26 protein-coding genes, 1 tRNA gene, 1 pseudogene and 1 riboswitch are annotated in these 24,037 nt (G+C 43.4%); of the genes and pseudogenes, 12 read left to right on the top strand and 16 right to left on the bottom strand.

Features of this window, described 5'->3' with window-relative positions:
- Positions 1–43 precede the first annotated feature (43 nt).
- The gene (locus FD44_RS06210) at positions 44–520 is read right to left on the bottom strand and encodes a hypothetical protein (RefSeq protein ID WP_010620380.1); all 477 of its coding nucleotides are present in this window, start codon (positions 518–520) and stop codon (positions 44–46) included.
- A gap of 113 nt (positions 521–633) precedes the next feature.
- Between FD44_RS06210 and FD44_RS10350 the strand changes: the two are divergent.
- Positions 634–896: pseudogene (locus tag FD44_RS10350) on the top strand (HigA family addiction module antitoxin).
- A gap of 440 nt (positions 897–1,336) precedes the next feature.
- On the opposite strand, the gene FD44_RS06215 reads toward FD44_RS10350, so the two are convergent.
- Entirely contained in the window at positions 1,337–1,804 is a 468-nt protein-coding gene (locus FD44_RS06215; protein ID WP_010620381.1) for a hypothetical protein, read from the bottom strand.
- 241 nt (positions 1,805–2,045) lie between these two features.
- Between FD44_RS06215 and FD44_RS06220 the strand changes: the two genes are divergently transcribed.
- Complete coding sequence (locus tag FD44_RS06220) at positions 2,046–2,267, top strand: hypothetical protein (RefSeq protein WP_010620382.1); 222 nt, start codon at positions 2,046–2,048, stop codon at positions 2,265–2,267.
- A gap of 2 nt (positions 2,268–2,269) precedes the next feature.
- Complete coding sequence (locus FD44_RS06225) at positions 2,270–2,686, top strand: type II toxin-antitoxin system death-on-curing family toxin (RefSeq protein ID WP_010620383.1); 417 nt, start codon at positions 2,270–2,272, stop codon at positions 2,684–2,686.
- Between the two features lie 515 nt (positions 2,687–3,201).
- Here the strand turns inward: FD44_RS06225 and FD44_RS06235 are convergent.
- On the bottom strand, positions 3,202–4,104 hold the full coding sequence (locus FD44_RS06235) for a hypothetical protein (protein WP_010620385.1): 903 nt from the start codon (positions 4,102–4,104) through the stop codon (positions 3,202–3,204).
- Between the two features lie 225 nt (positions 4,105–4,329).
- Here FD44_RS06235 and FD44_RS10355 point away from each other — a divergent pair, with 225 nt between their 5' ends.
- A complete protein-coding gene (locus FD44_RS10355; protein WP_076621478.1) occupies positions 4,330–4,563 on the top strand; it encodes a hypothetical protein in 234 nt (77 codons plus the stop codon).
- On the opposite strand, the gene FD44_RS06240 is transcribed toward FD44_RS10355, so the two are convergent.
- A tRNA-Arg gene (locus tag FD44_RS06240) sits at positions 4,532–4,603 on the bottom strand. The genes FD44_RS10355 and FD44_RS06240 overlap by 32 nt on opposite strands.
- A 48-nt stretch (positions 4,604–4,651) precedes the next feature.
- Entirely contained in the window at positions 4,652–4,978 is a 327-nt protein-coding gene (locus FD44_RS06245; protein WP_010620387.1) for a hypothetical protein, read from the bottom strand.
- A gap of 143 nt (positions 4,979–5,121) precedes the next feature.
- On the opposite strand from FD44_RS06245, the gene FD44_RS06250 reads away from it, so the two are divergent.
- From FD44_RS06250 to FD44_RS06260, 3 genes are read left to right on the top strand one after another with little or no spacing between them, the layout of a single operon-like run.
- Positions 5,122–5,613 (top strand): MarR family winged helix-turn-helix transcriptional regulator, encoded by a 492-nt coding sequence (locus FD44_RS06250; protein ID WP_010620388.1) that lies wholly within the window; start codon positions 5,122–5,124, stop codon positions 5,611–5,613.
- Positions 5,614–5,632: 19 nt separating this feature from the next.
- Positions 5,633–6,262 carry an NAD(P)H-hydrate epimerase gene (locus FD44_RS06255; protein ID WP_010620389.1) on the top strand — a complete coding sequence of 210 codons (630 nt, stop codon included), beginning with the start codon at positions 5,633–5,635 and terminating at the stop codon, positions 6,260–6,262.
- Entirely contained in the window at positions 6,255–6,587 is a 333-nt protein-coding gene (locus FD44_RS06260) for a DsrE family protein (protein ID WP_010620390.1), read from the top strand. The genes FD44_RS06255 and FD44_RS06260 overlap by 8 nt, the downstream gene beginning before the upstream one ends.
- 33 nt (positions 6,588–6,620) lie before the next feature.
- Here FD44_RS06260 and FD44_RS06265 read toward each other — a convergent pair whose 3' ends face one another.
- The 3 genes from FD44_RS06265 to FD44_RS06275 form a co-directional block, all read right to left on the bottom strand.
- Positions 6,621–7,415 (bottom strand): hypothetical protein, encoded by a 795-nt coding sequence (locus FD44_RS06265; protein ID WP_010620391.1) that lies wholly within the window; start codon positions 7,413–7,415, stop codon positions 6,621–6,623.
- A 78-nt stretch (positions 7,416–7,493) separates the two neighbouring features.
- A complete protein-coding gene (locus FD44_RS06270; protein WP_010620392.1) occupies positions 7,494–8,834 on the bottom strand; it encodes a dipeptidase in 1,341 nt (446 codons plus the stop codon).
- Between the two features lie 19 nt (positions 8,835–8,853).
- The gene (locus FD44_RS06275; protein WP_010620393.1) at positions 8,854–10,368 is read right to left on the bottom strand and encodes a YfcC family protein; all 1,515 of its coding nucleotides are present in this window, start codon (positions 10,366–10,368) and stop codon (positions 8,854–8,856) included.
- A gap of 205 nt (positions 10,369–10,573) precedes the next feature.
- On the opposite strand from FD44_RS06275, the gene FD44_RS06280 reads away from it, so the two are divergent.
- Positions 10,574–11,134, top strand: a complete 561-nt coding sequence (locus tag FD44_RS06280; RefSeq protein WP_010620394.1) for a M15 family metallopeptidase — start codon at positions 10,574–10,576, stop codon at positions 11,132–11,134.
- A 512-nt stretch (positions 11,135–11,646) separates the two neighbouring features.
- Here the strand turns inward: FD44_RS06280 and FD44_RS06285 are convergent.
- On the bottom strand, positions 11,647–12,264 hold the full coding sequence (locus tag FD44_RS06285) for an LVIS_2131 family protein (RefSeq protein WP_010620395.1): 618 nt from the start codon (positions 12,262–12,264) through the stop codon (positions 11,647–11,649).
- Between the two features lie 140 nt (positions 12,265–12,404).
- Here FD44_RS06285 and FD44_RS06290 point away from each other — a divergent pair, with 140 nt between their 5' ends.
- Together FD44_RS06290 and FD44_RS06295 are read left to right on the top strand one after the other, a co-directional pair.
- The gene (locus FD44_RS06290) at positions 12,405–13,355 is read left to right on the top strand and encodes a linear amide C-N hydrolase (protein WP_010620396.1); all 951 of its coding nucleotides are present in this window, start codon (positions 12,405–12,407) and stop codon (positions 13,353–13,355) included.
- A 226-nt stretch (positions 13,356–13,581) separates the two neighbouring features.
- On the top strand, positions 13,582–14,061 hold the full coding sequence (locus FD44_RS06295; protein WP_010620397.1) for a C40 family peptidase: 480 nt from the start codon (positions 13,582–13,584) through the stop codon (positions 14,059–14,061).
- A gap of 191 nt (positions 14,062–14,252) precedes the next feature.
- Here FD44_RS06295 and FD44_RS06300 read toward each other — a convergent pair whose 3' ends face one another.
- The 7 genes from FD44_RS06300 to dapD all read right to left on the bottom strand — a co-directional run bounded on the left by FD44_RS06300 (position 14,253) and on the right by dapD (position 21,069).
- Positions 14,253–15,095: an aldo/keto reductase gene (locus tag FD44_RS06300; RefSeq protein ID WP_010620398.1), complete on the bottom strand. Its 843-nt coding sequence runs from the start codon at positions 15,093–15,095 to the stop codon at positions 14,253–14,255.
- Between the two features lie 71 nt (positions 15,096–15,166).
- Entirely contained in the window at positions 15,167–16,243 is a 1,077-nt protein-coding gene (locus FD44_RS06305; protein ID WP_010620399.1) for an aspartate-semialdehyde dehydrogenase, read from the bottom strand.
- Between the two features lie 22 nt (positions 16,244–16,265).
- Positions 16,266–17,459: an aminotransferase class I/II-fold pyridoxal phosphate-dependent enzyme gene (locus FD44_RS06310; protein WP_010620400.1), complete on the bottom strand. Its 1,194-nt coding sequence runs from the start codon at positions 17,457–17,459 to the stop codon at positions 16,266–16,268.
- A 21-nt stretch (positions 17,460–17,480) separates the two neighbouring features.
- On the bottom strand, positions 17,481–18,260 hold the full coding sequence (dapB, locus tag FD44_RS06315; RefSeq protein WP_010620401.1) for a 4-hydroxy-tetrahydrodipicolinate reductase: 780 nt from the start codon (positions 18,258–18,260) through the stop codon (positions 17,481–17,483).
- A gap of 1 nt (position 18,261) precedes the next feature.
- Positions 18,262–19,182, bottom strand: a complete 921-nt coding sequence (gene dapA, locus FD44_RS06320) for a 4-hydroxy-tetrahydrodipicolinate synthase (RefSeq protein WP_010620402.1) — start codon at positions 19,180–19,182, stop codon at positions 18,262–18,264.
- 19 nt (positions 19,183–19,201) lie between these two features.
- On the bottom strand, positions 19,202–20,353 hold the full coding sequence (locus tag FD44_RS06325) for an N-acetyldiaminopimelate deacetylase (RefSeq protein WP_010620403.1): 1,152 nt from the start codon (positions 20,351–20,353) through the stop codon (positions 19,202–19,204).
- Between the two features lie 5 nt (positions 20,354–20,358).
- Positions 20,359–21,069 carry a 2,3,4,5-tetrahydropyridine-2,6-dicarboxylate N-acetyltransferase gene (dapD, locus tag FD44_RS06330; protein ID WP_010620404.1) on the bottom strand — a complete coding sequence of 237 codons (711 nt, stop codon included), beginning with the start codon at positions 21,067–21,069 and terminating at the stop codon, positions 20,359–20,361.
- Positions 21,070–21,175: 106 nt separating this feature from the next.
- Positions 21,176–21,355, bottom strand: a riboswitch (Lysine riboswitch).
- Positions 21,356–21,562: 207 nt separating this feature from the next.
- Here dapD and FD44_RS06335 point away from each other — a divergent pair.
- On the top strand, positions 21,563–22,936 hold the full coding sequence (locus tag FD44_RS06335; protein ID WP_010620405.1) for an aspartate kinase: 1,374 nt from the start codon (positions 21,563–21,565) through the stop codon (positions 22,934–22,936).
- Between the two features lie 14 nt (positions 22,937–22,950).
- Positions 22,951–23,961, top strand: coding sequence for a diaminopimelate epimerase (gene dapF / locus FD44_RS06340; protein WP_010620406.1), 1,011 nt, complete (start codon positions 22,951–22,953; stop codon positions 23,959–23,961).
- Positions 23,962–24,037 lie beyond the last annotated feature (76 nt).

Genomic DNA, 24,037 nt, shown 5'->3' on the forward strand with positions numbered 1-24,037 from the left:
GGTCAGTTTTGTCCCAGCCACTTCTTTTGACTGATTAATCATCTTAGTAATGGTAGGATCCGTTAGAATTAACTTTAACCAGTTGATACTTAGTAGAAATAATTTGTTTGGATTTGATACTTACGTATGCAGATTTGATTTTTGCCTTCGAAACATTCCAAAGCAAAACAGACCGCTTCTTGCCATTCACCTTCAACGCAGCATGTCTGAAGTAAAAGTAATAGCCTTTATCAAACGATTTGTCCGTTATTTTCTGACGGTTCCAATTTTTGGCTTTAGTATAGTGAATTCTATTAATGGCTTTAGGAGCTGTTCCAGTAGGTACGGGATGCCAGCTCAACTTATGAGTCGATATTTTTATGACCTCACCTGCTTTTTGTCCTTGATACTTACCGGTTAAAGAATACCATGTGCCCCTAGTGCTTTTCGGTGTAGCCTTGTACGCTTTAGCTTGTACCGGTACTGCTACTAAACTGAGCGTCAAAATCATGGATAAAACCAACAATGTTATTTTCTTCATTATATTACCCTCCAATATCTCTCATTGTAGCTTATAACTAAATAAAATAAATCAGCTGGATAAGAAATCATTAAAAGTACTTCACTAAAAAGTTATTCTCAAAAGAAGAATTTATGCTGCCCATGAAATTATCGGCTTACGCTCTTACGAAACAGATTAGCCTTCCTACTTCTAGAATTCAGGACATCTTACACGATCGGCGCCAAGTAACCGTTGATACATCCGTTCGTCTTGAACGTTTTTCCGGAATTTCAGACCGCTTTTTTTAAATTTACAAAATGATATCGATATTCGAAATGCCAAACAGAAGCATGGTGACAGCTACAATCAAATTAAACCTTTTCAAATATACATTCATTCGGTACTAATGAACTAGCCTGTTCCAATACTTTTTCACCATCAAAATAAATCCGTTTAATAATATTTTTAAGATTGTTTTGGCTATCAAATTGTAAATGAACTCATTGAGAACCGTTATTTTTGTCCGCACCCAGACTAGATGTTAATCTGCCGTATCTATAAGCCCATACTACAATAGTCGCATCTCATTAATGAAAGCTGGTAATAAAATGAAATTAGATAATAAATACCAGCTCAATATCAAGCAAAAATGCCTCACAATCGTTAGATTTATTTGTCTAACAATTATGAAGCACTTCATAATTTCTCCAAGGTAAATATATTTATTATCATGTCCAAGTTTAATTTCTCTTGGTATTAGGCAAACAAGAATGTTCATTAAACCATATTATGATTATTTTTTTCTTTTCCTCTATGCAATAACGGTCCGCCTCATTTGGATGGGTCGTTATTGATCTATTTTCTGTAGTAATAACCTACTACATTTCCTTGATAATCAAAGTCATAACTGTAACTCTTAAGTACCTTTACTTTGTGACCATTATGTTTTTTTCTTACTGCCTTTAAATGCCATATTCCATCTGAACCTGCTCCACCAATTGCCCAATAGCCTTTAGAACCTTTATGTTTGCTAACATATAAGGCTGGTTTTGTAGTTCCACTAAGAAACTTTTTTCCTGACACTCCCCAGGCACCAGATTGCTTTCTTCCGTAACGGTAATTGGCAACGTAAAATTTATATTTTGTAATCCTTAAGTATTGAGAATTACCATCATAATCTCTATGTGTAGTCCACTTGCCTCTCAATGAGACCGGTGTCGTTTTGTAATGACTTTTGGCTGATACCGATTGAGTCGAACTTGAAAATAATGTGAATCCAATAATTGCTGCAAAAATTAAAACTATAAATCTAAACTTTTTCATTTTTGAAACCCCATCCTATAAGTAGTTGATCTAATCCATTCATTAGAACACATAAATAGTATACATCTACCGTATAAAAAAAGCCTCTACAAGTGAACCCCGAGCGATAAAGAATCAAGTAAGCAGAATTAGTTGCGTTTTGTACGATAAATCCAATTATATTTTGTAATGCAGCTTGACATACGTCTTGCATATGCCAAAATCATGTGTTAACTTATTGCTAATGGAAGGAATGATACTCATGCCAAAAACTGTTAAAACTCGTAAAGTTGCTAAATCTACTGTCATCACTGTTCCAAGTGAATTAAATGTGCCCACTGATGTTCAATTTAAGCCATCAGTCAATGAACACGGAGATTTAATTTTTAAACGAATTGACCAATTAAATCAAGAAGAAGCTACAAGCATTACTGAATTTATTGATCAATTTAAACCAGTTCTTGAATATTTAAAGGACCGATAATTATGAAGCTTAAATACTTAACAGTCCAGCAACTTATTGAGATAAATAAGCAGGTTGTACTTCAAGTTGGCGGGACCAATCATGGTGTTCAATCTGTTGAAAGTTTACATGTTGTTATTGAGCAACCGGCTCAGATCGTATTCGGTCACGAATTGTACCCGACGATTTGGTTAAAAGCTGCTTTTATCCTGCAAAAAATTACCAAAAAGCATGTTTTCGTGGATGGTAACAAACGAACCGCTTTGATGGCGAGTCTTTATTTTGTTAATCAAAATGGCTACCAACTGATTAACAACAAAATTGTTAATCAAGCTGGCGACTTTGTTCTTTCAGTTACCAATTCGCCTGACAACGAAGAAACCATGCAGCAAATTGCCAACTGGTTACAAGAAATTCATAAAAAAAGCCCGAGCAGCTAAAAAGCCGCTCAAGCTTATAAACATTTCCGTACCAAAGCTTTTGAAATGATGCGTTCTCCGAGGACTCAAGGCTGGTCTACGGGAATAGTATAGGCTGAGTTGCAATGATTTATCAGCAATTTTCATTCTGATTAAGGTTCTAATTGAACACAATTTAAAGTCGTTTGCTGTAAGAATAATTTGATGAGGGCAAGTAATAGTTCAACTTATAGCTGGACTATTTTTTTTATGATAATTTACCACCTAAAACCAGTATTCATTTGACGGGTGTTCCATTCAATTTTTGTCTATTTATTTCGCACTCTCGGGCTGTTTTCTAAACATCGAGGCAGGCATATTCTTAATCTGTTCCATAAATGCTTCATCTTCTTTGATTTTCTTAGGCGTGCGATGACCTTTATCAACTGTAAGGGGACTATCCAGTTCACCCCACCATCGTTTATCCGAATATGGTTTTTTAGTAACTGAATTTTGTTTTCTTCGTGTAGCTTTACCATATGCAAGTCTCCTTGTTATTATACAGTCGTTTTTTCCTTTTCCTTTTTTTTCATATCAGCTTTTATTTTTTTCGTAAATTCAGCTTGCTTTTGTTTCTCCTCTGCTTCTCCATAACTCTTATCAACTTTGATTAACGGAAAGATATCTTGGCTCATAAAATCCGCATATTCTTTCTTGATTTCTTCACTTTCAGGTAGGAGTTTTGGCATGAAATTGTAAACTTGTATACCCGTAAACTCAAGTTTTACAATCTCATTCACCTCAGTGATGCCCCAAAGTTCAATTCTTTGAACTTCTTTTACAGTTTCTTCTTTTTTTGCCGTATTATCAAAATACGAACTAAACAACCACGTGATGTAAAAAATTGTCGCGCCTTTTGCGTCATCAGTCATTTGCGGTATTATAAATAAATCTGCAGGTCTAAGGACGAGCTTGCCCCCTGGCCTCAAAGAATCAAATGGAGAATAAGTTATTCGAACTATAACATCATAAAAATTATTTTTTGATATGTTATACAAGCTTATACCGGGTATTCTATCCTCATCAACTCTCTGCATTGAAGTGAACGCTTTGTATCTTTGATTCCGTTTTTCCGTTGTTTCATTTGGATACTCCTGAATGACTCTAGGCAAAACTTCGTTCAATGCAATTGAACCGACTACGACCCTAATTTTAGGGCGCTTAGACTCTTGTGATTTTTTCTTATCAACTCTTATCTGGATTCTTATTTGTAAATACACACCAACTATCCCTATAATTGCTCCGAGGTAACCGCCCCAGAATCCTAACCATCCGTCATCCGTGCCTCCAGGAACATTTAAAAAAATCGTTATTATTCCTAGTCGTACCAAAAACGGGGTAGCAATAGCTACGATCGCAAGCCCTAAAAAGATCGTTATTTTTTTTGATTTTTCTGTCAATTGATATCCCCCAAACATTCCATTAATAAAAGCATAACAAAACCCCAGCACTTCTGCTAGGGCGATGTATATACTTCAATTATTGAAGACTTGATCAAAAGTTTTACTTTGTAGCTTTCATCCCACATTTAGAGGCCATTTTTACATCACTTATAAGTTTAACCTAAAGCCAATTACGCCTCATGGCTTAAGCATTCTGTGGCCACCGTACTGAGTGAAGCTGGCGTGCCATTAAAAGTAATCGAGTTACAACTTGGCAATTCTGACATTGGCGTTTTGCTTACCCATTACATTCATTTAGATGAAAAAATGAAGCAAGATACTGCTCAAAAACTATCCGAATTTGTCGGTTTTAAATACATTTGCTGTAAAAATGCTGTAGGCAAAATAAAAAACGCCATTACATCAGCGTTTAAGAAAGGTTTTATGCGCTCCCCGAGAGTCGAACTCGGATCATGAGGACCGAAATCTCATGTGCTATCCATTACACTAAGAGCGCCTTACATACTTAATAATAAAGGTAAATAAATATTCATGCAACCCTTTTTTATTGTCCGCGAGCAATTTTTCCGGCTTGATCTTCTAAATAGGTAAAGACAAAGTCCGGACTAGCCTTGAAGTCGTCGACAAAACTAGCTCCCTGTGGCTTAACCTCTTTCAAAAAATCGCCAGTAATATCGTATACATTCAGCTTATCATCCTCTAATTTAGCAGAATCATAATGACCATCCTCGGCAGTTTCCAAATAGGCATCCAGAGATTTAGCCACGGTATCCATAATTACTGAACTTTCATTAGCAATCTGTCCGGCTTTGTTCAATTGTTCGACCTTATAGTCGACTTCTTCCATCGTAACTGGCACATCAATTTCCATTGCTGATTCTCCTTAAAATTTACCGCTGTAACTTGCATAAATTTGCGGTAAAATAGAATTGATGAAGTATTTTAAATAAAAACTCATCCAGAGGCTATTGTACCTGATTCAAAATCAAATAACCACATGAAAGGAGTTTCGCCGTGGACGCTCAAGATAAATATCTATCACTTTCAACCTACGTTGCCATTTTGCACCGCCAACTTCAAAGGGATATGAATCAGCTACTCGTTGAAGATAAGTTACCAGTCAATATTACCGAGATATACCTAATGGTCCTTATCATGGAAACTGATGGTGTTAATCAACGCCAAGCCGCGCAAACTTTGGCAGTTGATGAAGGCCTCATGACTCGAATGGTGAAGCACCTCGTCACCCTTAACTTCATTGAAAAAACGAACTCACCAGAAGACAAACGTAACAAATTGCTGACATTGACTGAAGCCGGAAAAAAATTGCTTGAACATGGTTTAGGTCGTTTCCAAAACTGGTGGCGAAGCTTTCTTCCTGATGTAAAGGGCATGGACCTCGATATTCAGGAACTCGCCGATAATATTCAAAAGATTTCGCAAGCTGTCGTTGATAACGACAGCAACGGATCGGATCATAAAATAAAAACAAGTCACGAAAACTAATTTCAATGGAGGCGTTAATTTGACGAATCCAATTTTTTCAATCAAACAGGCTCAGGCGGCAGACGCTTTTACCATGAACCAGATTGGCATCCCATCCGCTGTTTTAATGGAACGAGCAGCTTTAGCGGTCGCCGATGCACTATTTGACCATTACGATTTAACAAAGGTTCTTGTCGTCGCAGCCACCGGTAACAACGGTGGCGACGGCTTGGCGGTTGCCCGTTTGCTTAAAGTTAAGGGCATTGATGTTGCCGTTCTTCAATTAGGAAAACCAGCTAATGCGACCGATGAAACTAAGCGTCAACAAAAAATTTGCGCGTACTATCAAATTCCATTTTTAACTTCCATATCTGATTTTAGCGTCTATACAACGTTGGTTGATGCTATTTTTGGCGTTGGTTTGGCTCGTCCAGTTGAGGGCCATTTTGCGGATGTCATCACTCAAATGAATGCCGCACCCGCTAACATAATGGCAATCGATGTTCCATCCGGAATCGACGCTGATTCGGGCGAAGTTAAGGGCACCGCTATCCAGGCAACCGAAACCGTCACGATGGCCGCAAACAAGCTCGGCTTCACGAAGCCACAAAGCCAGCCATATACCGGCAAAGTCATCGTAGCAGATATTGGGGTTTATGCGCATGAATAAAATTGTCTTTCACATCGATGAATTGGCACATTGGGAGCACACCCTATCGAACATTCATAATCTATTAACCTATGCAACTGAACAAAAACTCGAGATTCAAATTAAGGTCCTAGTTAATGGTGACGCCATCATGGGCTACCTGATGCCTAGCTACATTGATGAAATTGTATCACTAAGTAACGTCAACTTCAGAGCCTGCAATAACTCGCTAAAGAGCCACGCAATCAACCCAGACCAGTTACCAAAATCGGTCACGGTTGTGCCAGTTGGCGTTTATGATTTGTTGCAGCTGCAGGATCAAGGATACCGATATGTTAAACCATAAAAAATTGCGAAGCCAACTGGCCTCGCAATTTTTTTAGTTTACAACCGTATACTCATCAATTGTTTTTCCGTTCGAATCTTTCAAAATGAGCCACCCGTTGGCGCCCGCAAAGTACAGAAAGAGTCCAACTTCATTGACGCTTTTCAAAATAATATCTTCGGTCGTGGTAAAATTTTCAAATTGATTGGCATGTTCATCCCGCAACTTTTGCGCAAATCGTGCCGAAAACCCGAGCGAGCCATCCTTATTCAAAGGTGCATCCGGCGCCATCTTGGCACCTTTTTTAATCAGCATTTCATTTCGTTTAATCCAGCGAGCCGTTGCCTGACTGCCTGCATAATCTACGAAGAAATCAATGTCACTAACTGCCTTATTCCAGCGATGCTGCGCCTTCGCTGGCTTCTTTTTGGCTGGAGCGGCCTTTTTAACGGCAACTGAATAGCCGAACTGGCTTAGGATAAATTGTAGTTGATCCGTGATCTTCGCCATGATGGCACTTTGGCTCGCTGGCAGCTTTTTTGCTTTTTGCGTTTCGACAACAAGGTCATTTCCGGCTTCTTGGGCGACTTCTGCAAGTTTTAACGCAAGGTAGTCTGGCTCAAAGTCCCAATCTCCGATGATCGTCATGATTTGGTCAAATGAAACATCTAGTTTGGGCGTTTCGGCAGCGGTAATCCCAACCAAATGGCGTTCCTGCCATAACAAATTCACGCCCTGCGCCTTTTTCCCAATTTTGTTGGTATCGTGCACTTCAATTTGATAATCAAAATCATCTGACCGAATCATTAAAACGTCGTCCGTTATTTCAACTGATAAATTAAGTTTCATCCCTGTTCTCCCAACATTTTATTTGAGCTCATTATACCAAAAAAGGTGACAGCATTCCGCTATCACCTCTTCGTTTATCTAGTCGACACAGAGCTTGTAAACTGCCTGTGCGTATATTTCCATCGCCTTAAACATCGAGTCTAATTCCCATTGCTCGTTGACCTGGTGCATGTAATCGGGCGTGCCTGGCAGCATGGCCCCGAATGCCACACACTGGTTCATTGTTCGAGCATAGGTTGCGCCACCGGATATCTGGGGCTCCGACTTCATGTCGCCGGTTTGCTCCTGGTAAACGGCCATCAGCGTTTTCACGAGTTCGCCGTCTTTCGGCACGTAAAGTGGTGCCAAATAGTCGAAGTGCTCGTATTTAAGCTGATATTCTGCAACTTTATCAGTTAAATTCTGAATTAACTGATCATGGTCAACCGTCACAGGAATTCGCATATCGATTTGCATGCGGGTTTCCTTTGGCGTGATATCCAATGATGAAATGTTAAACGTCAAATGACCTGATGCCTCATCGGAAACATCGCCGAGAACGTTAGCCCCCGTTGCATCTTCCTTGAAACATTTGCCAATAAAGTCGAGTGCGGGGATTCCATCGAACACCTTATCCAGGGCCATTGCCAAACGGAGCACGGCGTTGGTTCCCTGTGGTGCCAGCATTGCGTGGACTGATTTACCAGTCACAACGAGATGCTGATCGTCGGAATTGTATGAGAATCCAAGCTCTCCTAAAGCCTTTTTAACCTCTTCCAGTTTTGGTCCGCTGTAGGCTGCTTTGGCCGGAACCGCATTGAAGGCGTTGTCCAAATGGAGTTCGAGTTGATCAGAACCCGGCCCCACTAGGTAGGATTGTTGTAATCCTTTTTCTGCGTAAATTAGTGGGAACTCAGCGTCTGGCGCAATTCCGCTCGTGATTGGCTCTTCCTTTTTATTGTAAACAGCGATTCCTCGCCAAAGGGTTTCCTCATCAGTTCCGAAGATAAATCGAATTCGTTGATTGAATTCGTATCCTTGGTCCATCAAGGCCTTCACGGCGTAAATTGCGGCAATTGTCGGTCCCTTATCATCTTGGGTTCCCCGACCATGAATGACACCATCCTTGACCACTCCGGTAAATGGATCCGTTTCCCAGTCGGCGGGGTCGCCTGCTGGCACAACGTCGGTATGACCGATGATTCCAAATATTTTATCGCCAGAACCTACTTCGGCATAGCCGTAGTAGCCCTCTGGATCAACGTAAGTGGTGAATCCGAGCTCGTCACAAATTGAGAGAATTTCATCGAGCGCGTCCCGAATGGGTTTACCAAATGGCGCATTCATTGTTTTATCTTGTGAATAGGATGGATGACTCACCATCCGTTTTAAAGCCTCGACAGCTTGATTTTGTTGCTTTTCAGTGACTAATTTTGTCATGTTTTGACCCCCTTATTTATTATAGAATTGCTGCAACTCCAAGGAATACAGCGGTAATTAGGAAGATATAAATCATTAATTTGAACATCCACTTCCACCAAATGTTGATGTTAACGTGGGCAATTGCAAGGGCCCCCATCACAACACCTGAAGTTGGTGTAATCAAGTTAACCCAGCCAGATGCAGCTTGGTAAGCCGTCACAACAAGGCTACTATCAACGCCAGCAAACTTACCCATTGGTCCAATAATTCCCATCGTTGCGGCTGCAAGTCCGGAAGTTGATGGAATTAGGAATGACATTGGAATGTAGAAAATGTACGTAATGATGATGAAGACACTTTGTGATAGGCTCTTAAGACCAACTTCGCCCCAATGAAGAACCGTATCCGTAATCATCCCATCGTTCATCACAACTTGAATTCCACGGGCAACGGCCACGATGATGGCAACGCTGAGGAATTCAGCCATTCCCTTCATGAAGGCATCTATGAAGTCTTTTTCTTTCATACGGAATACGAACATGATAATCACTGACATTAAGAGGAACAGCATGGTAATCTCACTGAAGTACCATGTTCCAAATGGTGCCATGTCACTACCAACTAAGTTTCCTAAGAATGGAATTGCGGTGAACCATTTGGTAAATGAATTGAAGAATGTGAAGTTTTCGTTAATTGAGTCCCAAGGAATAAGGCCAACAATCATAATGACAAATGTGAGTGCAAACAGCCAGATAACGGCACGTTGACGACCACTCATTTTTTCATTACTGTCTGTTCTTTCTTCGATTGAGAATCGTTTGTTATCTTCTTGACGTTGATTATAAACAAGTGATTTCGTCGGATCTTTTTCAATCACCGAAGCATAGTGATAAACGTACCAAATACTAACAACGACTAATATGATCAGGAGTAACAGTCTTGAGAATAGACCATCACCCGGAGAAATATTCAAGGTTTGAGATGCAACCCCCGTGGCAAACGGGTTAACGGTTGATGCAAGACACCCAACCTGAGAACCAACCAGCACGATTGCAACCGCAACCAGCGAGTCAAATCCCACACCCATCATAACTGGAATCAAAAGTGGGTAAAAGGCGATGGTTTCTTCAGCCATCCCGTAAGTTGACCCACCGATAGCGAATAAAATCATTAAAAGTGGAATAAGTGCTTTTTCTTTGCCCTTATACCGGCTAACTATGGAACTAATTCCGTCATCGAGTGCCCGGGTTTTGTTAACAACCCCTAGGAACCCACCGATTACAAGGATGAAGAGTGATACCGAAATTGCCCCCTCAGTCTTGTCATTACCAACCATCCCAAATACTGGTGCCATGAAAACGTCCCAAATTCCTTGAGGATCACTGGTAACCGATTTGTAGGTATGGGCAATGATGTTCCCCGCCTTATCGGTTGAGTAGCTACCGGCTGGAATAATCCAAGTCAGAACTGCTACCAAGATAATAATGAAAAATAAGATCGTGAACGCGGAAGGCATTTTAAAACGACGCTTAGGCTTATTTGATGCTTGCATAATTTTCATCTCCTTTGATCATATTGTACTATATTTGTAACCGATTTCATTGTACAAATAATTCATTAAGTTTATATGAAATTTCTTAGACTTTTTATAACTTTATGCTTAATATGCGAAATAATTCACATTTCAATCTCATTAATTGCTTACGCCCCTACTTATCGATATACTTGGCCTATATTGTATTTCTGGAGGCCTACAAATGGTTAAGAAAAATGAGTTCATGAACGTTTTAAGTGTTGATCCCGATATTATCGTCGATTTGCGCTACGCAACGTCAAATAATTTCACCCATGAAGTTATATACGATTTTAAGACCGCAATTTCACGAACCGGAACCGTCAAAAAATTAGGTAAAGCCAGCGAAGCATTAAAGAAGCAAGGCTACCGTTTGAAAATATGGGACGCTTTTCGGCCAATTGAAGCGCAACGCCACTTGTTCGAGGTCTACCCTGACCCCATGTGGGTTGCCACACCAGACCCAAACTACTCCCACCAAAAGGGGGTCACGTTTGATTTGACGCTCACTGATATGGCTGGTAACGAAATGGAAATGCAAACCGCCTTTGATGACTTTTCGGGTAAAGCCAAGCGAACAGAATCCCGTACCCCAGAACAGGAAAAGAACTATCAAATTCTAAATACGGCAATGACGGAGGCTGGCTTCGTCGGGTACATCAATGAATGGTGGGACTACCGTGACGCTGATATGGATAGTTATGGCCCAGCGCAGGCGGATCCAAATGATTACGAATTAAAATAGAAAATCAAAAAAGGCGACAATTCTCAACCAAGTAAAATCTGGGGAGAATTGTCGCCTTTCTATTTGCATTAAAATATTCAATTATCGTGTTAATTTGAACCCGAATGTTAGTCATAAAGGTCATTGCCATCAGTGGTGAAATTGAGCGAGCCAATTTATTGGCTGCTCAAACGGGCATCCTTGAGACCGTCCTTTGGCTCAAGGTGATCGCACCACGTTCCATGGCAAAATGACCAAAAGACGAAGGCTTTGAGTGCTTTTCAATTATGTTGCCTAAACGTGTTCCACCAATCTGTTTCCTACGTTTAACCACGCCTGCCAATAATTCAAAAGCAATTATTTTGTCAGGCTGAGTTAATCCTCAGAAACAATCGATTGGTGTCACACTCTCTACTTAAACGTGCTCCAATAGGCAAACTCTTCCGTCTAACTGTGAACAACACGCGAAGCAAGCTTCACTTCCGTTGTTCACCTGTTAGTACTCAGAGTAGAACCGCCTATTGTCACACTCTCTACTTCATAAACGACTGATCCGGAATCCTAATTACCGTAAATCGGTTTGCCAACCGACCGGCATGCAATCCAATGCCATTCCAGAATGTCTTCTTATACGTTGTCTCGACCACACCAACCCACGCCTTTTGATAGCGGGTATCCATGTGCTTGACCTTCTTCTTATCCCATTTGTACGTGCTGGCAACCAAATTAATCGGATGGTCACCCATTGTCACCGTGGCATCATTGCTCGATACCTGATACTTTTCGCCCTTGGTATAGTACGTATAGTGCTGAATTGGATGACGCCCGTTCCCAGTTTTCACCGTCACGTAGGCGGCAGGATCCGTTTCCGTACTCAAAACAATTGGCTCATAGTGGACGGCTTCCGTCACCCGATTTGTCTTTAATTTGGAAACGTCTTGCAGAAAGGTTGCGTAACTCATACCCCAAAAGGCCAGCAAAAAGACAACCAATTCAACTGCAGAAATTCCCAAATTTTGCCAAGAGAAACTGCGCTTTTCTTTGACAATTAGCTTTAGCCGCCGAACTCGCATATTGTGAACCATCCAAATTAGGTAAATCAGCAATAGTAGCCAAAGTCCCATCCCAATCAAATTCCAGGTTGATTTCATTTGCCCCGTTCTCCTTCTCACTTCATAATACTGTCATTATACCCTATCCACGGTTTCCCGTGAACACACTGCCGTCATTCCATTTATTTTAATCGAGATAGCCTATAATGGAAACAAATTGACTTAAAGAGATGATGAAATTGTGTACTAGCTTAACTCTCCATACCAAATCAGATCACCAATTATTGGCGCGAACAATGGACTTCCCGACAACCACCCCCTGGCAGCCAATCTATTTGCCGGCCGGAGAAACGTGGCGGTCAATTTTCATGCCAAATAAACATACCAAATATGCCATTCTGGGCAGCGGGCGAACGCTTGACCAGTTTCGCCTAATGGGTGACGGCTTTAACAGCGCTGGACTAGCCTGTGCTGAACTATATTTCCCGAACCGTGCCGTTTATCATGACGCACTAGTTTCAGGCAAACAAAATTTGACGCCGCAGGATTTAATTCTGTGGTTTTTGGGCAACTACGGTTCCATTGCAGAAATTGAAGCTGATTTACCAAACATTGCCCTCATCGGCCAAGTTTGGTTCAAGGAAAATAAAGTTTACCCATTTCACTGGATTCTAACGGATAAATCTGGCAGAACAGCAGTGCTAGAACCAACCTCTTTGGAATTAAAATTAGTCGATGATCCCGTCGCCGTTTTAACCAATACACCTGAACTAGCAAATCATATTGGCCGTCTCAATCAATTTTTGAACGTTGATGAACCGACCTTTAATGAAGAAACAGTTCATGCCGCCCAAACCTATTTAGCCTCAAACACGCCGCTCCCTAAAGGACCCGTTCCAACTAAACGATTCATTTCTGCGGCGATTAATCGTTGGGGGCAGAAGCTGCCCGACACTGATGAACAGGCTGAAACTGAACTGTTTGACACCCTCGAACAAGTGGCCCTGCCACTGGATCCAGCAAAGATTGCCAGAAGTAACCACAATTACACGCATTATGAGAGCGTTTTGAACCTCGAAACTCAAATTTATTATTACAGGGCCATGACAAATCATCGCCTTCAGCGGATTTCTTTGCTTGATTTAGCAAAGAATGGCGAAAAAAAGATGATTATTTTTCCAAATGAGTAAGTTTTTTTCTTATCTTTCCATTCTTTAATTAAATCTTAATAGCTTGCTATGACGGCGTTTATAGCCGTCTTTTTTATTGTTTCCATAAGTTAAATTACACTATGTTTCTGAGCTTAATCTAATCGAAAATGGTTTGAAACCCTCCTGTAACGTCCTGTTGGTAAACTATAAACATTGAATCAAGCAGACAAAAACAAAAAACATTCAGGGGAGCGTACAACTTTAAATGAAATCAAAAGCAATCAAATTTATCTTAACGGTGGTCGCAGTTCTAGGTCTTTCAATCGTTGCAACTAGCTTACATAACCAATCAACAGCTTCAGCAGCAACAAAGCCTTCATACTCAAAGATTTACAAGGTTGCTAAAAAGCAATTAGGCAAACCTTATGGCTGGGGTTCAACCGGCCCATCACGTTTTGACTGTTCAGGTTTAACAAAATACGTTTTCAAAAAGGGCGCTAACAAAACCATTGTTCGAACTGCCCAATCACAATATAACCACTACAAGAAAGTTTCTCGCAAAAACCTTAAAAAAGGTGATCTTGCATTCTTCGGTGGCAGCAAGCGTAGTATCAGCCACGTCGGTATGTACATTGGTAATGGTAAAATGATTGATTCACAAAATCGTGGCGTCATTGTTGAAAGCATCAGTGCACCATGGTGGCATGCAGTTGGTTACGCACGAGTAACTGATTTAGCTAAATAATTAACTACCTAAAGTAAACCCAGCCGGTTCTCAAGTGAACGGCTGGGTTTTTTGATTGCTAAATGGACAGCAAAATAAGCCACAAAAAGGGAGCCCGGCAAGGGGCTCCCTTTTTGTGTAGCCATGTTCAAATTCATTCACCTATAATACTACCATAATTATCGGAAAATTCAACCAACCTTGAACTCGTTTTAAATGACTTCCAGACTTTGTTTACTGGTTGGTTCGGGAAAATCTTGATTCAAAAGCGCCAACTCTTGGTCACTCAATTTAATCTCTAGTGCCGCGATATTCGACTGTACATGCTTGGCTTGACTGGCTTTTGGAATGCTCAAAACCTGATGATTGCGCGTCACCCACACTAATAGAATTTGCTGGACGGTCGACTCGTGTGCTGCAGCAATTTTCGACAGCGCTGGTGACTCAATCGATTTGCCATTGCCTGACCCAAATGGCGAATACCCAATAAATGGAATCGATCGTTTGGCCTGCCAAGGCAGTAGGTCAAATTCAACTCCCCGCGATTGGAGATTATAGAGGTCTTCATTTGCGAATACCTCCGCCCCATTTTCAAGACGCAACAGCTCTTCCATATCTGCGGTGTCAAAATTTGAGACTCCCCAATGCTTGATGAGTCCTTCCTGCTGCAACGTTTGCATCCCCTTTACCGTTTCAATCAACGGTGTATTTCCGCGCCAATGCAGTAAATATAGGTCCAAATAGTCAGTCTGAAGCCGCTGCAAACTCTTCTCCAAACTTGCCCGCATTAATTCTGGCGTTGCGTGAAAGGGATAGAACTTTGACGTCACGAACAGCTTTGAGCGATCATAACCTTGAATTGCCTGACCAACCACCGATTCAGCCTTCCCTTCGCCGTACATTTCAGCCGTATCGATGAAGTTAATCTCGTGCTCAATACCGTATCGCAACGCGGTTATTTCTTGTTCCGTCTGCGCCGCATCGCCCTCACCCATGTACCAGGTACCGAGGCCAATTTCGCTTACTTTTTCGCCTTTAAAATCCAAATAATTCATGCGGACACCTCCTACTTCCAGTATACCGTTGCGCGCAAAAAAATCCTGTGATTAACTCACAGGATTTTTATCTATAGCTGACTATTTTCTGGAACCCGGACTAAATCATCCGCCACGAGTCGTTCCGCAATCTGAACGGCATTCCATGCGGCACCCTTCAGCAAATTGTCCGAAACGACCCACATGTTGAACGCGCCTGCATTCTCCAAATCAGGACGAACTCGGCCAACAAACGTGTCCCGCTTGCCCTCTGCTAACAGGGGTTGGGGGTAAATTTGGTGATCCGGATCATCCTGCAACACCACACCTGGTGCCGCTGCTAATTTAGCCTGAATATCCTTCGCAGTCGCCGATTGATCCGCCACTTCAAAGTAAACTGACTCGCCGTGACCCACGGCAACTGGTACCCGAACACAGGTTGCGGTGACCTTAATGTCCCCAGCATCCATGTCGTCGAGCATAATTTTCTTCGTTTCGTGAATCATCTTCCACTCTTCATGTGTGTATCCGTCATCTTCGAACACATCAATCTGAGGTAATAGGTTGAACGCCAACGGATAGTGCTTTTTTTCACCCTTCGTTGGTAAAATTTGAGCGTCCATCTTGTCGCCGTCCAAATGAGCTTGGGCTTCTGCATCTAATTCTTTCCAAGCAGATTGACCAGCGCCGGATGCCGCTTGATACGTTGACACGATGACTTGCTTTAAGCCGTATGCCTGATAAATGGGTGCGAGCGCCACCACCATTTGGATGGTTGAACAGTTTGGATTGGCAATGATGCCATGATGCTTGTACATCGCCTGCTCATTGACTTCCGGAATCACAAGCGGAACGTCTGGATCCATTCGGAAGGCGCTGGTATTGTCGACACAAACGGCTCCACGTTTGACGGCCTCGGGCAGAAACTTTTTAGATACCGAACCGCCCGCTGATGAAAGAACAATGTCGACACCCTCAAATGACTCAGGGGTGGTTTCTTCGACCACAACATTTTCTCCTCTAAATTGGCGGATTTCTCCGGCTGAACGTGCTGATGCCAACAACTTCACCTTTTTTACCGAAATTGCTGACGCTTCTAATTGGTCAATCATTCGGGTTCCAACGGCTCCCGTTGCACCTAATATTGCGACCGTCAAACTTTCGCTCATGTTGCCATCTCCTCAATTTTTGCTAATCAACCGTTACGGCTGTTTCAATAAATTGCTTCATTCGACTCATTGCAAGGCTTAATTTTTCATCTGATGCAGCGTACGAAAAGCGAATGTATCCTTCGCCCCCGGCACCAAATGCACTTCCCGGGGTACCGCCAACTCGCGCTTGTTCTGCCAAATTTTCAGCAAAGGCAACGTCGTCCTGACCATAGCTTTCTGGAATCTTCGCAAATATGTAGAAAGCCCCGTTTGGCGCAACCGTTTCGATTCCCATTTCTGCCAGTGCATCCCTGATAAAGTCCCGTCTGCGTTGGTAAATGGCCTTGGCAGCAATTGGATCCGCTGCCCCGTTTTCCAACGCTTCGGCCGCAGCAGCCTGCGCGGGATTTGATGGAGCAGTTACCATGAACGCGTGCATCTTGGTTGCATTCGCGATAAATCCTGCCGGTGCCACAATGTAACCCATGCGGTAACCCGTCATGGCGTGTGACTTTGACAAGCCATTAATCAAAATAGTTCGTTCAGGAATCTCACAGGCAATCGAATAGTGGCCAACATCGTAGGTTAATTCGTTATAAATCTCATCTGAAATTGCGTACAAATGGTGTTCCCTGATGACTTGGGCTAACCCCTTCACCGTTTCGTGGTCGTATTCGACCCCGGTTGGATTGCTTGGATAGTTGAGTAACACGGCCTTAACCGCGTCCCCCTCCCGTTCCAAAACTTCTTCGAGTCGTTCTGGCGTCAAAATGAAATCATCCTGCGAGGTATCCACCATCACGACCGATGCACCAGTTAAGGTAATAATTGGAAAATAGAGTGCAAACGTTGGGGTTGGCACAATCACCTTGTCACCAGGATTCAACATAGCAAACGTTGTGGCAGTGAGAGCTTCAGTAGCGCCCACCGTAGCAACAATTTCCGTTTCCCAATCGTAGTCTAAATTCTGTGACCGCTTGAGGTAGTGACTAATTGCCTGCCGTAAAGCCGGCGTACCCTTTTGCGCTGAGTAGTGGGAATCATTTTCCGCAATACTGCGAATGGCAGCCTGTTTAACGTGTTCGGGGGTGTTCAAATCTGGCTCGCCAATCGTCAACTTGACGATGCCTGGAATTTTAGATATTTTTTGATCAAACGCCCGAATTCCTGATGGGCCAACTTCATTCAATCGCTGATTAACGAATCCTGTTAAATCACTTGCTAAACGTGGCATAACGTCACTCCTTTTTATTTTTTATAAAACGTTTTCGAGTCCGACAACCAACTCGTTAATTTTCTTCACTTTAGTTAACGCAACTTCAACACCACTCATGAACGACCCTCTATCAAACGAGTCCTGTCGGATAGTCAACGCTTCACCGACGCCACCAAAGAGGACCTGTTCATGCGCCACGTATCCTGGCAGCCGAACGGAATGAATATGAATTCCGTGATAGTCGCCACCGCGAACGTTCGCAAGTGTCTCGGTTTCTTCTGGATTGCCTTGTTGATGGGGTTCTCTGACCTCGTTAATCATTTTGGCAGTACTTAGTGCGGTTCCGGACGGTGCATCCTTTTTATGGTCGTGATGCATTTCGATGATTTCAACATCTGGGAAGTATTGCGCCGCTTCCTTTGCAAACTTCATCAAGAGCACTGCGGACATGCCAAAGTTTGGTGCGATAATGCCACCCAACTTTTTCTCGGCAGCTGATTTTTGAAGTTCAGCCACTTGGCTATCCGTTAGCCCCGTCGTTCCAATCACTGGACTGATGTCGTGCTCAATCGCAAATTTTGTATTTGCGTACACGGCGCTTGGCAACGTAAAATCAATCCAAATTTCCGCATCAGTGTTAATTTCAGCGAGCGATTGAAAGACCTGAACATCGGCCGCTAACCCGTAGTCAGCCGGATTCGTTGAGGCTAAGTTTGGTGCAAACACCGCCGTCAGCTCAAAACCAGCGGTATCCGCTATTAAATGAACGGCTTTGTCGCCCATGGAACCGGTAAATCCGGCAACAATTACTTTTGTCATGTTAGACTCCTAACTCAACTGGCACTGCATGAACCAGTGCGTCAGATTCCAAACCCAATCGGCCGGCCAAATTGACTTTTTCTTCCTTATTAAGGGAAAGAATCGGTAACCGGCAATCGCCAACTTCAAACCCTTGCGCGTTCAAAACTGCCTTAACGGGTGATGGCGATGGGTACATAAACAATGCCTGCATCTTCGGGGTCAAAAGGCGCTGTAACCGCCCGGCTTCGTGGACGTTACCGGTTTCCAATGCGTCGTACATTGCCCGAATTTGGGAACCATAAATGTGGGAGGCAACTGAGATAACGCCTTGGCCCCCAACGGCTTTGGCAGCTAATGCTTGTGCATCTTCTCCACTGTAAACGCTGAACGTATCCGGTGTATGGTCAACTAGGTACTCAATATCTTCAATTGACGTACACTGCTTAACGCCTGCGATCATTGGATTTTGGGCCAGTTCGACAACCGTTTCATTTGCCATTGTGACGCCGGTTCTGCCAGGAATGTTGTACATAATAATTGGTTTGACTGTTTGAGCTGCGACCGCTTCAAAATGGGCGATCATTCCGCGCTGGTTGGGCTTGTTGTAATATGGCACAACTACCAACGCCATATCGATTCCTGAAATATGAGTTACCTCACGAGTTAGCGCTGCGGTTTCACGGGTGTTGTTGCTACCGGTTCCCGCAATGACGGGAACACGACCATTGATGATTTGACCAAATCGGGTGTAAAGTTCAATTTTTTCATCGTGCGTTAAGGTTGGCGTTTCGCCAGTGGTGCCGCCAATCACGAACCCGCGGCTGCCGGTTTCAATTAGATGATTGGTTAATTTTTCTAAAGCATCGTAGTTAATTGCGTCGTTTTCATCAAACGGGGTAATAATGGCGGTCATTAAATCTGCATTTTCTAAAGTTGTCATATGGGTTAACCTCTTTCTTTTAGGCGTTCATTCGATTTTCGATAAAACCAGTGATGGCGGAAACCCCAGGTTCAATGCCGCTTTCCTTGGGGGTTAGGGTTGCTGAGTGTAATTGCGACTCATCTTCCACTCCGAGCCAAAACATGGTTCCGGGAATCTTTGATAATAGGTAGCCAAAGTCCTCGCCCGTCATTGCTGGTTCCGTTTCAACAAAGTGAATCGTTGGCGTTTCCTTCATATAAGTAATGAACCGTTTGGTTAGATCCGGATTATTCTCAACTGGTAAATAGCCGCCTTGATTCAAGGTCACGTTAACTTGGGCGTTAAAACTACGCGCGATACCAGCTGCAACATCCTTTAATCGCTCATCAATTCGTTCAATCATCGTTTGAGTTAAGCCTCGGATTGTTCCCTCGATGTGGGCGTGCCCCGCAATCACATTTCGAATGGTGCCCGCTTCAAGCTTGCCAAGGGTGATGACGCCGCCCTCAATTGGATCAATACTACGGGAAATGATGGTCTGCACTTGACTGATAAAGGCTGCAGCGGCAACCACCATGTCATTTGCATCTTGCGGGTAAGCGGCATGACCGCCCTGCCCTTCAAAATCAACGTTGACCTCAGTCGTTCCGGCAAACAAGGTTCCCATGCGGCACCCAATCGCACCAGCCGGTAAATCAGGATTATCATGCAATCCGTAAAATTCATCTGGTCGCCAATCATCCGTGAAGGCGCCCTGCTCATAGGCAAGTTTTCCGCCGTTTTCGCTTTCCTCCGCTGGTTGGAAAAAGAAAATGAGATTATCGGTTGGTTGATGTTCCGAAAAGTAACTTAAAACTCCCAAGGCAACCGCCATGTGAACGTCATGCCCACAAGCGTGCATCACTCCGACATTTTCAGAGGCAAATGATAGCCCAGTGCTCTCAGTCACTGGTAATGCATCAATGTCCGTTCGATAACCAATCGTTCGTTTGGGTGAGGAGCCGGAAACTCTTACCAGAATAGCGGTTGGTAAATTTGGTAACTGCTTAATGGTTAGGTAGGTTTGGTCAAGATCACCAATAATCTTCATCAATAGCGCGTGGGTTTCAGTTTCGTGTAAAGCTAATTCTGGAATTTTGTGTAGTTGACGCCGAATGTTAATCAACTTAGTTTCAGTCAAAGTGGTCATCGTTATCACAACTTTCTGAGGTCGTCCTCAAGTCCGGTTTTCGAAGTCGTCTTGGCATCAACGTTCTTGATAAACTTCGCGGGAACGCCAGCAACCACCGTGTGTGGCGCAACATCCTTCGTGACAACGGCTCCGGCGGCAACAACTGCTCCTTCGCCAACGTGAACGCCTTCTAACACAACCGCGTTTGCCCCAATCAACACGTTGTCGTCCACCCTGACCGGCTCGGCGGAGGCTGGTTCAACAACCCCTGCCAAAACGGTTCCGGCACCGATATGCGCGTGTTTGCCAACAATTGCCCGACCACCGAGTACCGCACCCAGATCAATCATGGATCCTTCGCCAATTTCAGCACCGATGTTGATGAGCGCGCCCATCATAATCACGGCGTTATCACCAATTACAACTTGGTCGCGAATGATGGCACCAGGTTCAATCCGGGCGTTAATCCCTTTCATATCCAGCAGTGGGACCGCCGAATTTCGTGTCCCATTTTCAATTTCATAATCAGCAATTAAGCCTTCGTTTGTGCTTAGGAATGGTTCAACGACTTTCCAATCGCCAAATAGGACACCGGTCTGAGTTTCTAAAAACGCTTTGATTTCACTTGGGACTTTAAGTTTACTCAACTCGCCCTTGATATAAACCTTTACCGGCGTCTTCTTTTCTGCTTTGCCGATAAAATCAATAATTGTTTGTGCATCTAACTCAGCCATTTGTTTTCCTCTTCCCGTTTGCCATTTTTGATAAATAAAAAGGACCCTTTTGTTTGCACTAAACAAAAGGATCCCACAGAATTGTTCATCTATGATTTTCGGTCTCATTTGTCGATAGCGCCCCGCGAGTCATATGCCCGCGACAGTTCGTGATCTCTTAAACCACGTCCCAGCTAACTAACCTCTGCATTGATTAGCGCTTCGGCAACCGCCCCTTTTACTGATGTCATCGTTCTTGCAGGAACTCAATCAGTGACTCATGTTGGTTGCAACCTCTTCGATATAAGTAAAAGTTTATAATTGTTTTCTTAGATAGTCAAGACTAATTTTAATTTGATTGCCATAAAAAATAGTTCTTACTATAAACGGCACGCTAAAAATGAGCCATTTGTCGGTGATGAGCGCTTGATTCCGAATCTTAAACTGATAGAATGCAACTTAAATTACATCACATTATTTTTTAATTTTAGCAGTAAGAGGGAGTGCAAGAAAGATGAAAGTCGTAAAGTTTGGTGGCAGTTCGCTCGCGGACGGGCCTCAATTTGAAAAAGTTATTCAAATTATCGCAGCAGATTCAGCGCGTCAGGTTATCGTGACGTCTGCACCGGGTAAACGGGAAAAATCTGACACCAAAGTGACGGATCTTTTGATTAAATATGCAAAATTAACGTTAATGCAAAAAAATGCGACGGAAATCGTTCAGACCATCTTCAATCGTTACCTATCGATTGCCACTTACTTTAATTTGCCGGAAGCCGAACTGATTCCCATCAAGGAAGCTTTGGTTAATTTACCGCACCGCGATTATCCAAGCACCGACTATTTAATGGCGGCCTTCAAAGCCCACGGCGAGCGATTAAACGCACGGTTGATGGCACTAATACTCACCCATTTGGGAATCAATGCTCGGTTCATCGATCCCAGTGAGGCAGGCATCCGTGTCACGGATGAACCAAATAACGCCTCTGTTGAGCCCAGCACTTACGCCTATTTGGCAGCCTTAAGCTATGGCAATGAGAAACTCGTTTTTCCAGGATTCTTTGGCTTCACAGATGCCGGTCAAATTGCCACCTTTTCACGCGGTGGCTCCGACATTACCGGCGCCATTTTGGCCCGCGGTCTCAACGCCGACTTATACGAAAACTTTACTGACGTGGATGCCATTTGCGCGGCGGATCCCAGAATCGTGAACAATCCCCTCGAGATTACCCGCATGACCTATCGCGAAATGCGCGAGCTCTCTTACGCTGGCTTTTCCGTTTTCCATGACGAGGCCATCATCCCCGCCATTGAGGCCCAAATTCCAATCAACGTCAAAAATACCAATCACCCTAATTTGCCTGGAACGTTAATCGTGCCAGAGTCGCAATTTGAACCAATTCGGACAATCACTGGCGTTGCAAGTTCAAACCGGTTTGCCGCGTTGTACCTTCACCGTTACCTGTTGAACAAGGAGGTCGGTTTCACGCTGAAACTGCTACAAATTCTCTACAAATACGACGTTTCGTACGAGCACATGCCCAGTGGAATTGACGATTTAACCATTATTTTCGATAAGTCGCAATTAGATGAGCAAACCATTCAGGCGATGCTGCACGATATCCAAGAAACCTTGCAGCCCGACCAACTCAACTGGATCGATGACTACGCCATTATCATGGTGGTCGGTGAAGGCATGCGCAATCAAATTGGCGTAATCGAACAAATTATTGCGCCCCTCGCGGAAAATAAAATCGGCGTGCACATGATTAATCAGGGCGCCTCCCGAATCTCCATCATGTTGGGGACGCGACAGGCTGATTCAAAGGCCGCCGTGAAGCAAATTTATAATCAATTTTTCGTTAATGAACCCATTTCAATTTCATAAAGGAGGTCCTCAAAATGGTGCAATTACACAAAGTTCATGGCTCACAAAATCACTTTTTCTTATTGGATCAAACAGAACTAGCCACCGAATTAACTGACCCCGAATTGGTAACACTGGCTCAACAGATGACGAATCCGCAAACTGGCATTTTAAACGGGGCAGACGGCCTGCTAGTGGTCAATCGTTCTGAGCATTCAAACGTTCTGGGACAAATGCGCGTCATCAACGCGGATGGCAGTGAGGCTTCAATGTGCGGTAACGGACTCAGAACCGTTGCTCGTTATCTAGCAGACAAGCATCATCTCGATGACTTTCGCGTGGAAACGTTGACCGCTGATTTACAAGTCAGTCGCCAACCTGATTTGGCCAAGGACGTTCCGGCGTTTAGCGTTGAAATATCGCCCGTTCGCTTTAACCAAGCGGCGCTACCATTTGATAATTTAGGGGTGTCTCAATTAATCGACACCCCAGTTTCAGCCTTCATTCCTGGCTTAACCTTCTCCGCCATTGCAGTCCCAAATCCCCATTTGATCAGTTTTGTTCCCGAGGAAGAGCTGACTAACGGCGATATAGGAACTTTAGGAACGATGTTAAATTCACCAAACGACTATTTTCCAGATGGTGTCAACGTTAACTTTGCCCATATTTTAGGACCAAATCAGCTATTCGTGCGCACGTTTGAACGTGGCGTTGGCTTTACTAATGCCTGCGGGACAGGCATGTCGGCGACTAGTTTGGCATTTGTCCTGACGCACCCAGAATTGGCGGCCGCTGAACAGCCAATCACCGTATACAATCCCGGTGGCATGGTTAAGACGATTGTTCATCACCATACTGACCGTGACTGGATTGACTTGATTGGTAATGCCACCGAAACTCACGTGATTGAGGTGAACGAGGAAGCTCTACATCAAGCCAATGTGACTGCAACGAACACGACGATTACGGAAACTGGCGAAACCGTCGCTTATCAAAACTTCGTCGCCAATTTACCACAGATGGCTGCCGTTTCAGTAAAAGAATAAATATTTGATTTGCTAATTTTTATACAGAAAAAGTCACCCTCAAAAAATAATTGAATGAAGTGAACCCCAAATATTG

The sequence above is a fragment of the Secundilactobacillus malefermentans DSM 5705 = KCTC 3548 genome (assembly GCF_001436395.1).
In the GTDB taxonomy this organism is placed as follows: Bacteria; Bacillota; Bacilli; order Lactobacillales; family Lactobacillaceae; genus Secundilactobacillus; species Secundilactobacillus malefermentans.

Excerpts from the sequence above, each read along its gene's own strand:
- FD44_RS06210 (WP_010620380.1), bottom strand. The coding sequence starts at position 520 with ATGAAGAAAATAACATTGTTGGTTTTATCCATGATTTTGACGCTCAGT.
- FD44_RS06215 (WP_010620381.1), bottom strand. The coding sequence starts at position 1,804 with ATGAAAAAGTTTAGATTTATAGTTTTAATTTTTGCAGCAATTATTGGA.
- FD44_RS06220 (WP_010620382.1), top strand. The coding sequence starts at position 2,046 with ATGCCAAAAACTGTTAAAACTCGTAAAGTTGCTAAATCTACTGTCATC.
- FD44_RS06225 (WP_010620383.1), top strand. The coding sequence starts at position 2,270 with ATGAAGCTTAAATACTTAACAGTCCAGCAACTTATTGAGATAAATAAG.
- FD44_RS06245 (WP_010620387.1), bottom strand. The coding sequence starts at position 4,978 with ATGGAAATTGATGTGCCAGTTACGATGGAAGAAGTCGACTATAAGGTC.
- FD44_RS06260 (WP_010620390.1), top strand. The coding sequence starts at position 6,255 with ATGAATAAAATTGTCTTTCACATCGATGAATTGGCACATTGGGAGCAC.
- FD44_RS06265 (WP_010620391.1), bottom strand. The coding sequence starts at position 7,415 with ATGAAACTTAATTTATCAGTTGAAATAACGGACGACGTTTTAATGATT.
- FD44_RS06270 (WP_010620392.1), bottom strand. The coding sequence starts at position 8,834 with ATGACAAAATTAGTCACTGAAAAGCAACAAAATCAAGCTGTCGAGGCT.
- FD44_RS06275 (WP_010620393.1), bottom strand. The coding sequence starts at position 10,368 with ATGCAAGCATCAAATAAGCCTAAGCGTCGTTTTAAAATGCCTTCCGCG.
- FD44_RS06280 (WP_010620394.1), top strand. The coding sequence starts at position 10,574 with ATGGTTAAGAAAAATGAGTTCATGAACGTTTTAAGTGTTGATCCCGAT.
- FD44_RS06285 (WP_010620395.1), bottom strand. The coding sequence starts at position 12,264 with ATGAAATCAACCTGGAATTTGATTGGGATGGGACTTTGGCTACTATTG.
- FD44_RS06295 (WP_010620397.1), top strand. The coding sequence starts at position 13,582 with ATGAAATCAAAAGCAATCAAATTTATCTTAACGGTGGTCGCAGTTCTA.
- FD44_RS06300 (WP_010620398.1), bottom strand. The coding sequence starts at position 15,095 with ATGAATTATTTGGATTTTAAAGGCGAAAAAGTAAGCGAAATTGGCCTC.
- FD44_RS06305 (WP_010620399.1), bottom strand. The coding sequence starts at position 16,243 with ATGAGCGAAAGTTTGACGGTCGCAATATTAGGTGCAACGGGAGCCGTT.
- FD44_RS06310 (WP_010620400.1), bottom strand. The coding sequence starts at position 17,459 with ATGCCACGTTTAGCAAGTGATTTAACAGGATTCGTTAATCAGCGATTG.
- dapB (WP_010620401.1), bottom strand. The coding sequence starts at position 18,260 with ATGACAAAAGTAATTGTTGCCGGATTTACCGGTTCCATGGGCGACAAA.
- dapA (WP_010620402.1), bottom strand. The coding sequence starts at position 19,182 with ATGACAACTTTAGAAAATGCAGATTTAATGACCGCCATTATTACCCCG.
- FD44_RS06325 (WP_010620403.1), bottom strand. The coding sequence starts at position 20,353 with ATGACCACTTTGACTGAAACTAAGTTGATTAACATTCGGCGTCAACTA.
- dapD (WP_010620404.1), bottom strand. The coding sequence starts at position 21,069 with ATGGCTGAGTTAGATGCACAAACAATTATTGATTTTATCGGCAAAGCA.
- FD44_RS06335 (WP_010620405.1), top strand. The coding sequence starts at position 21,563 with ATGAAAGTCGTAAAGTTTGGTGGCAGTTCGCTCGCGGACGGGCCTCAA.
- dapF (WP_010620406.1), top strand. The coding sequence starts at position 22,951 with ATGGTGCAATTACACAAAGTTCATGGCTCACAAAATCACTTTTTCTTA.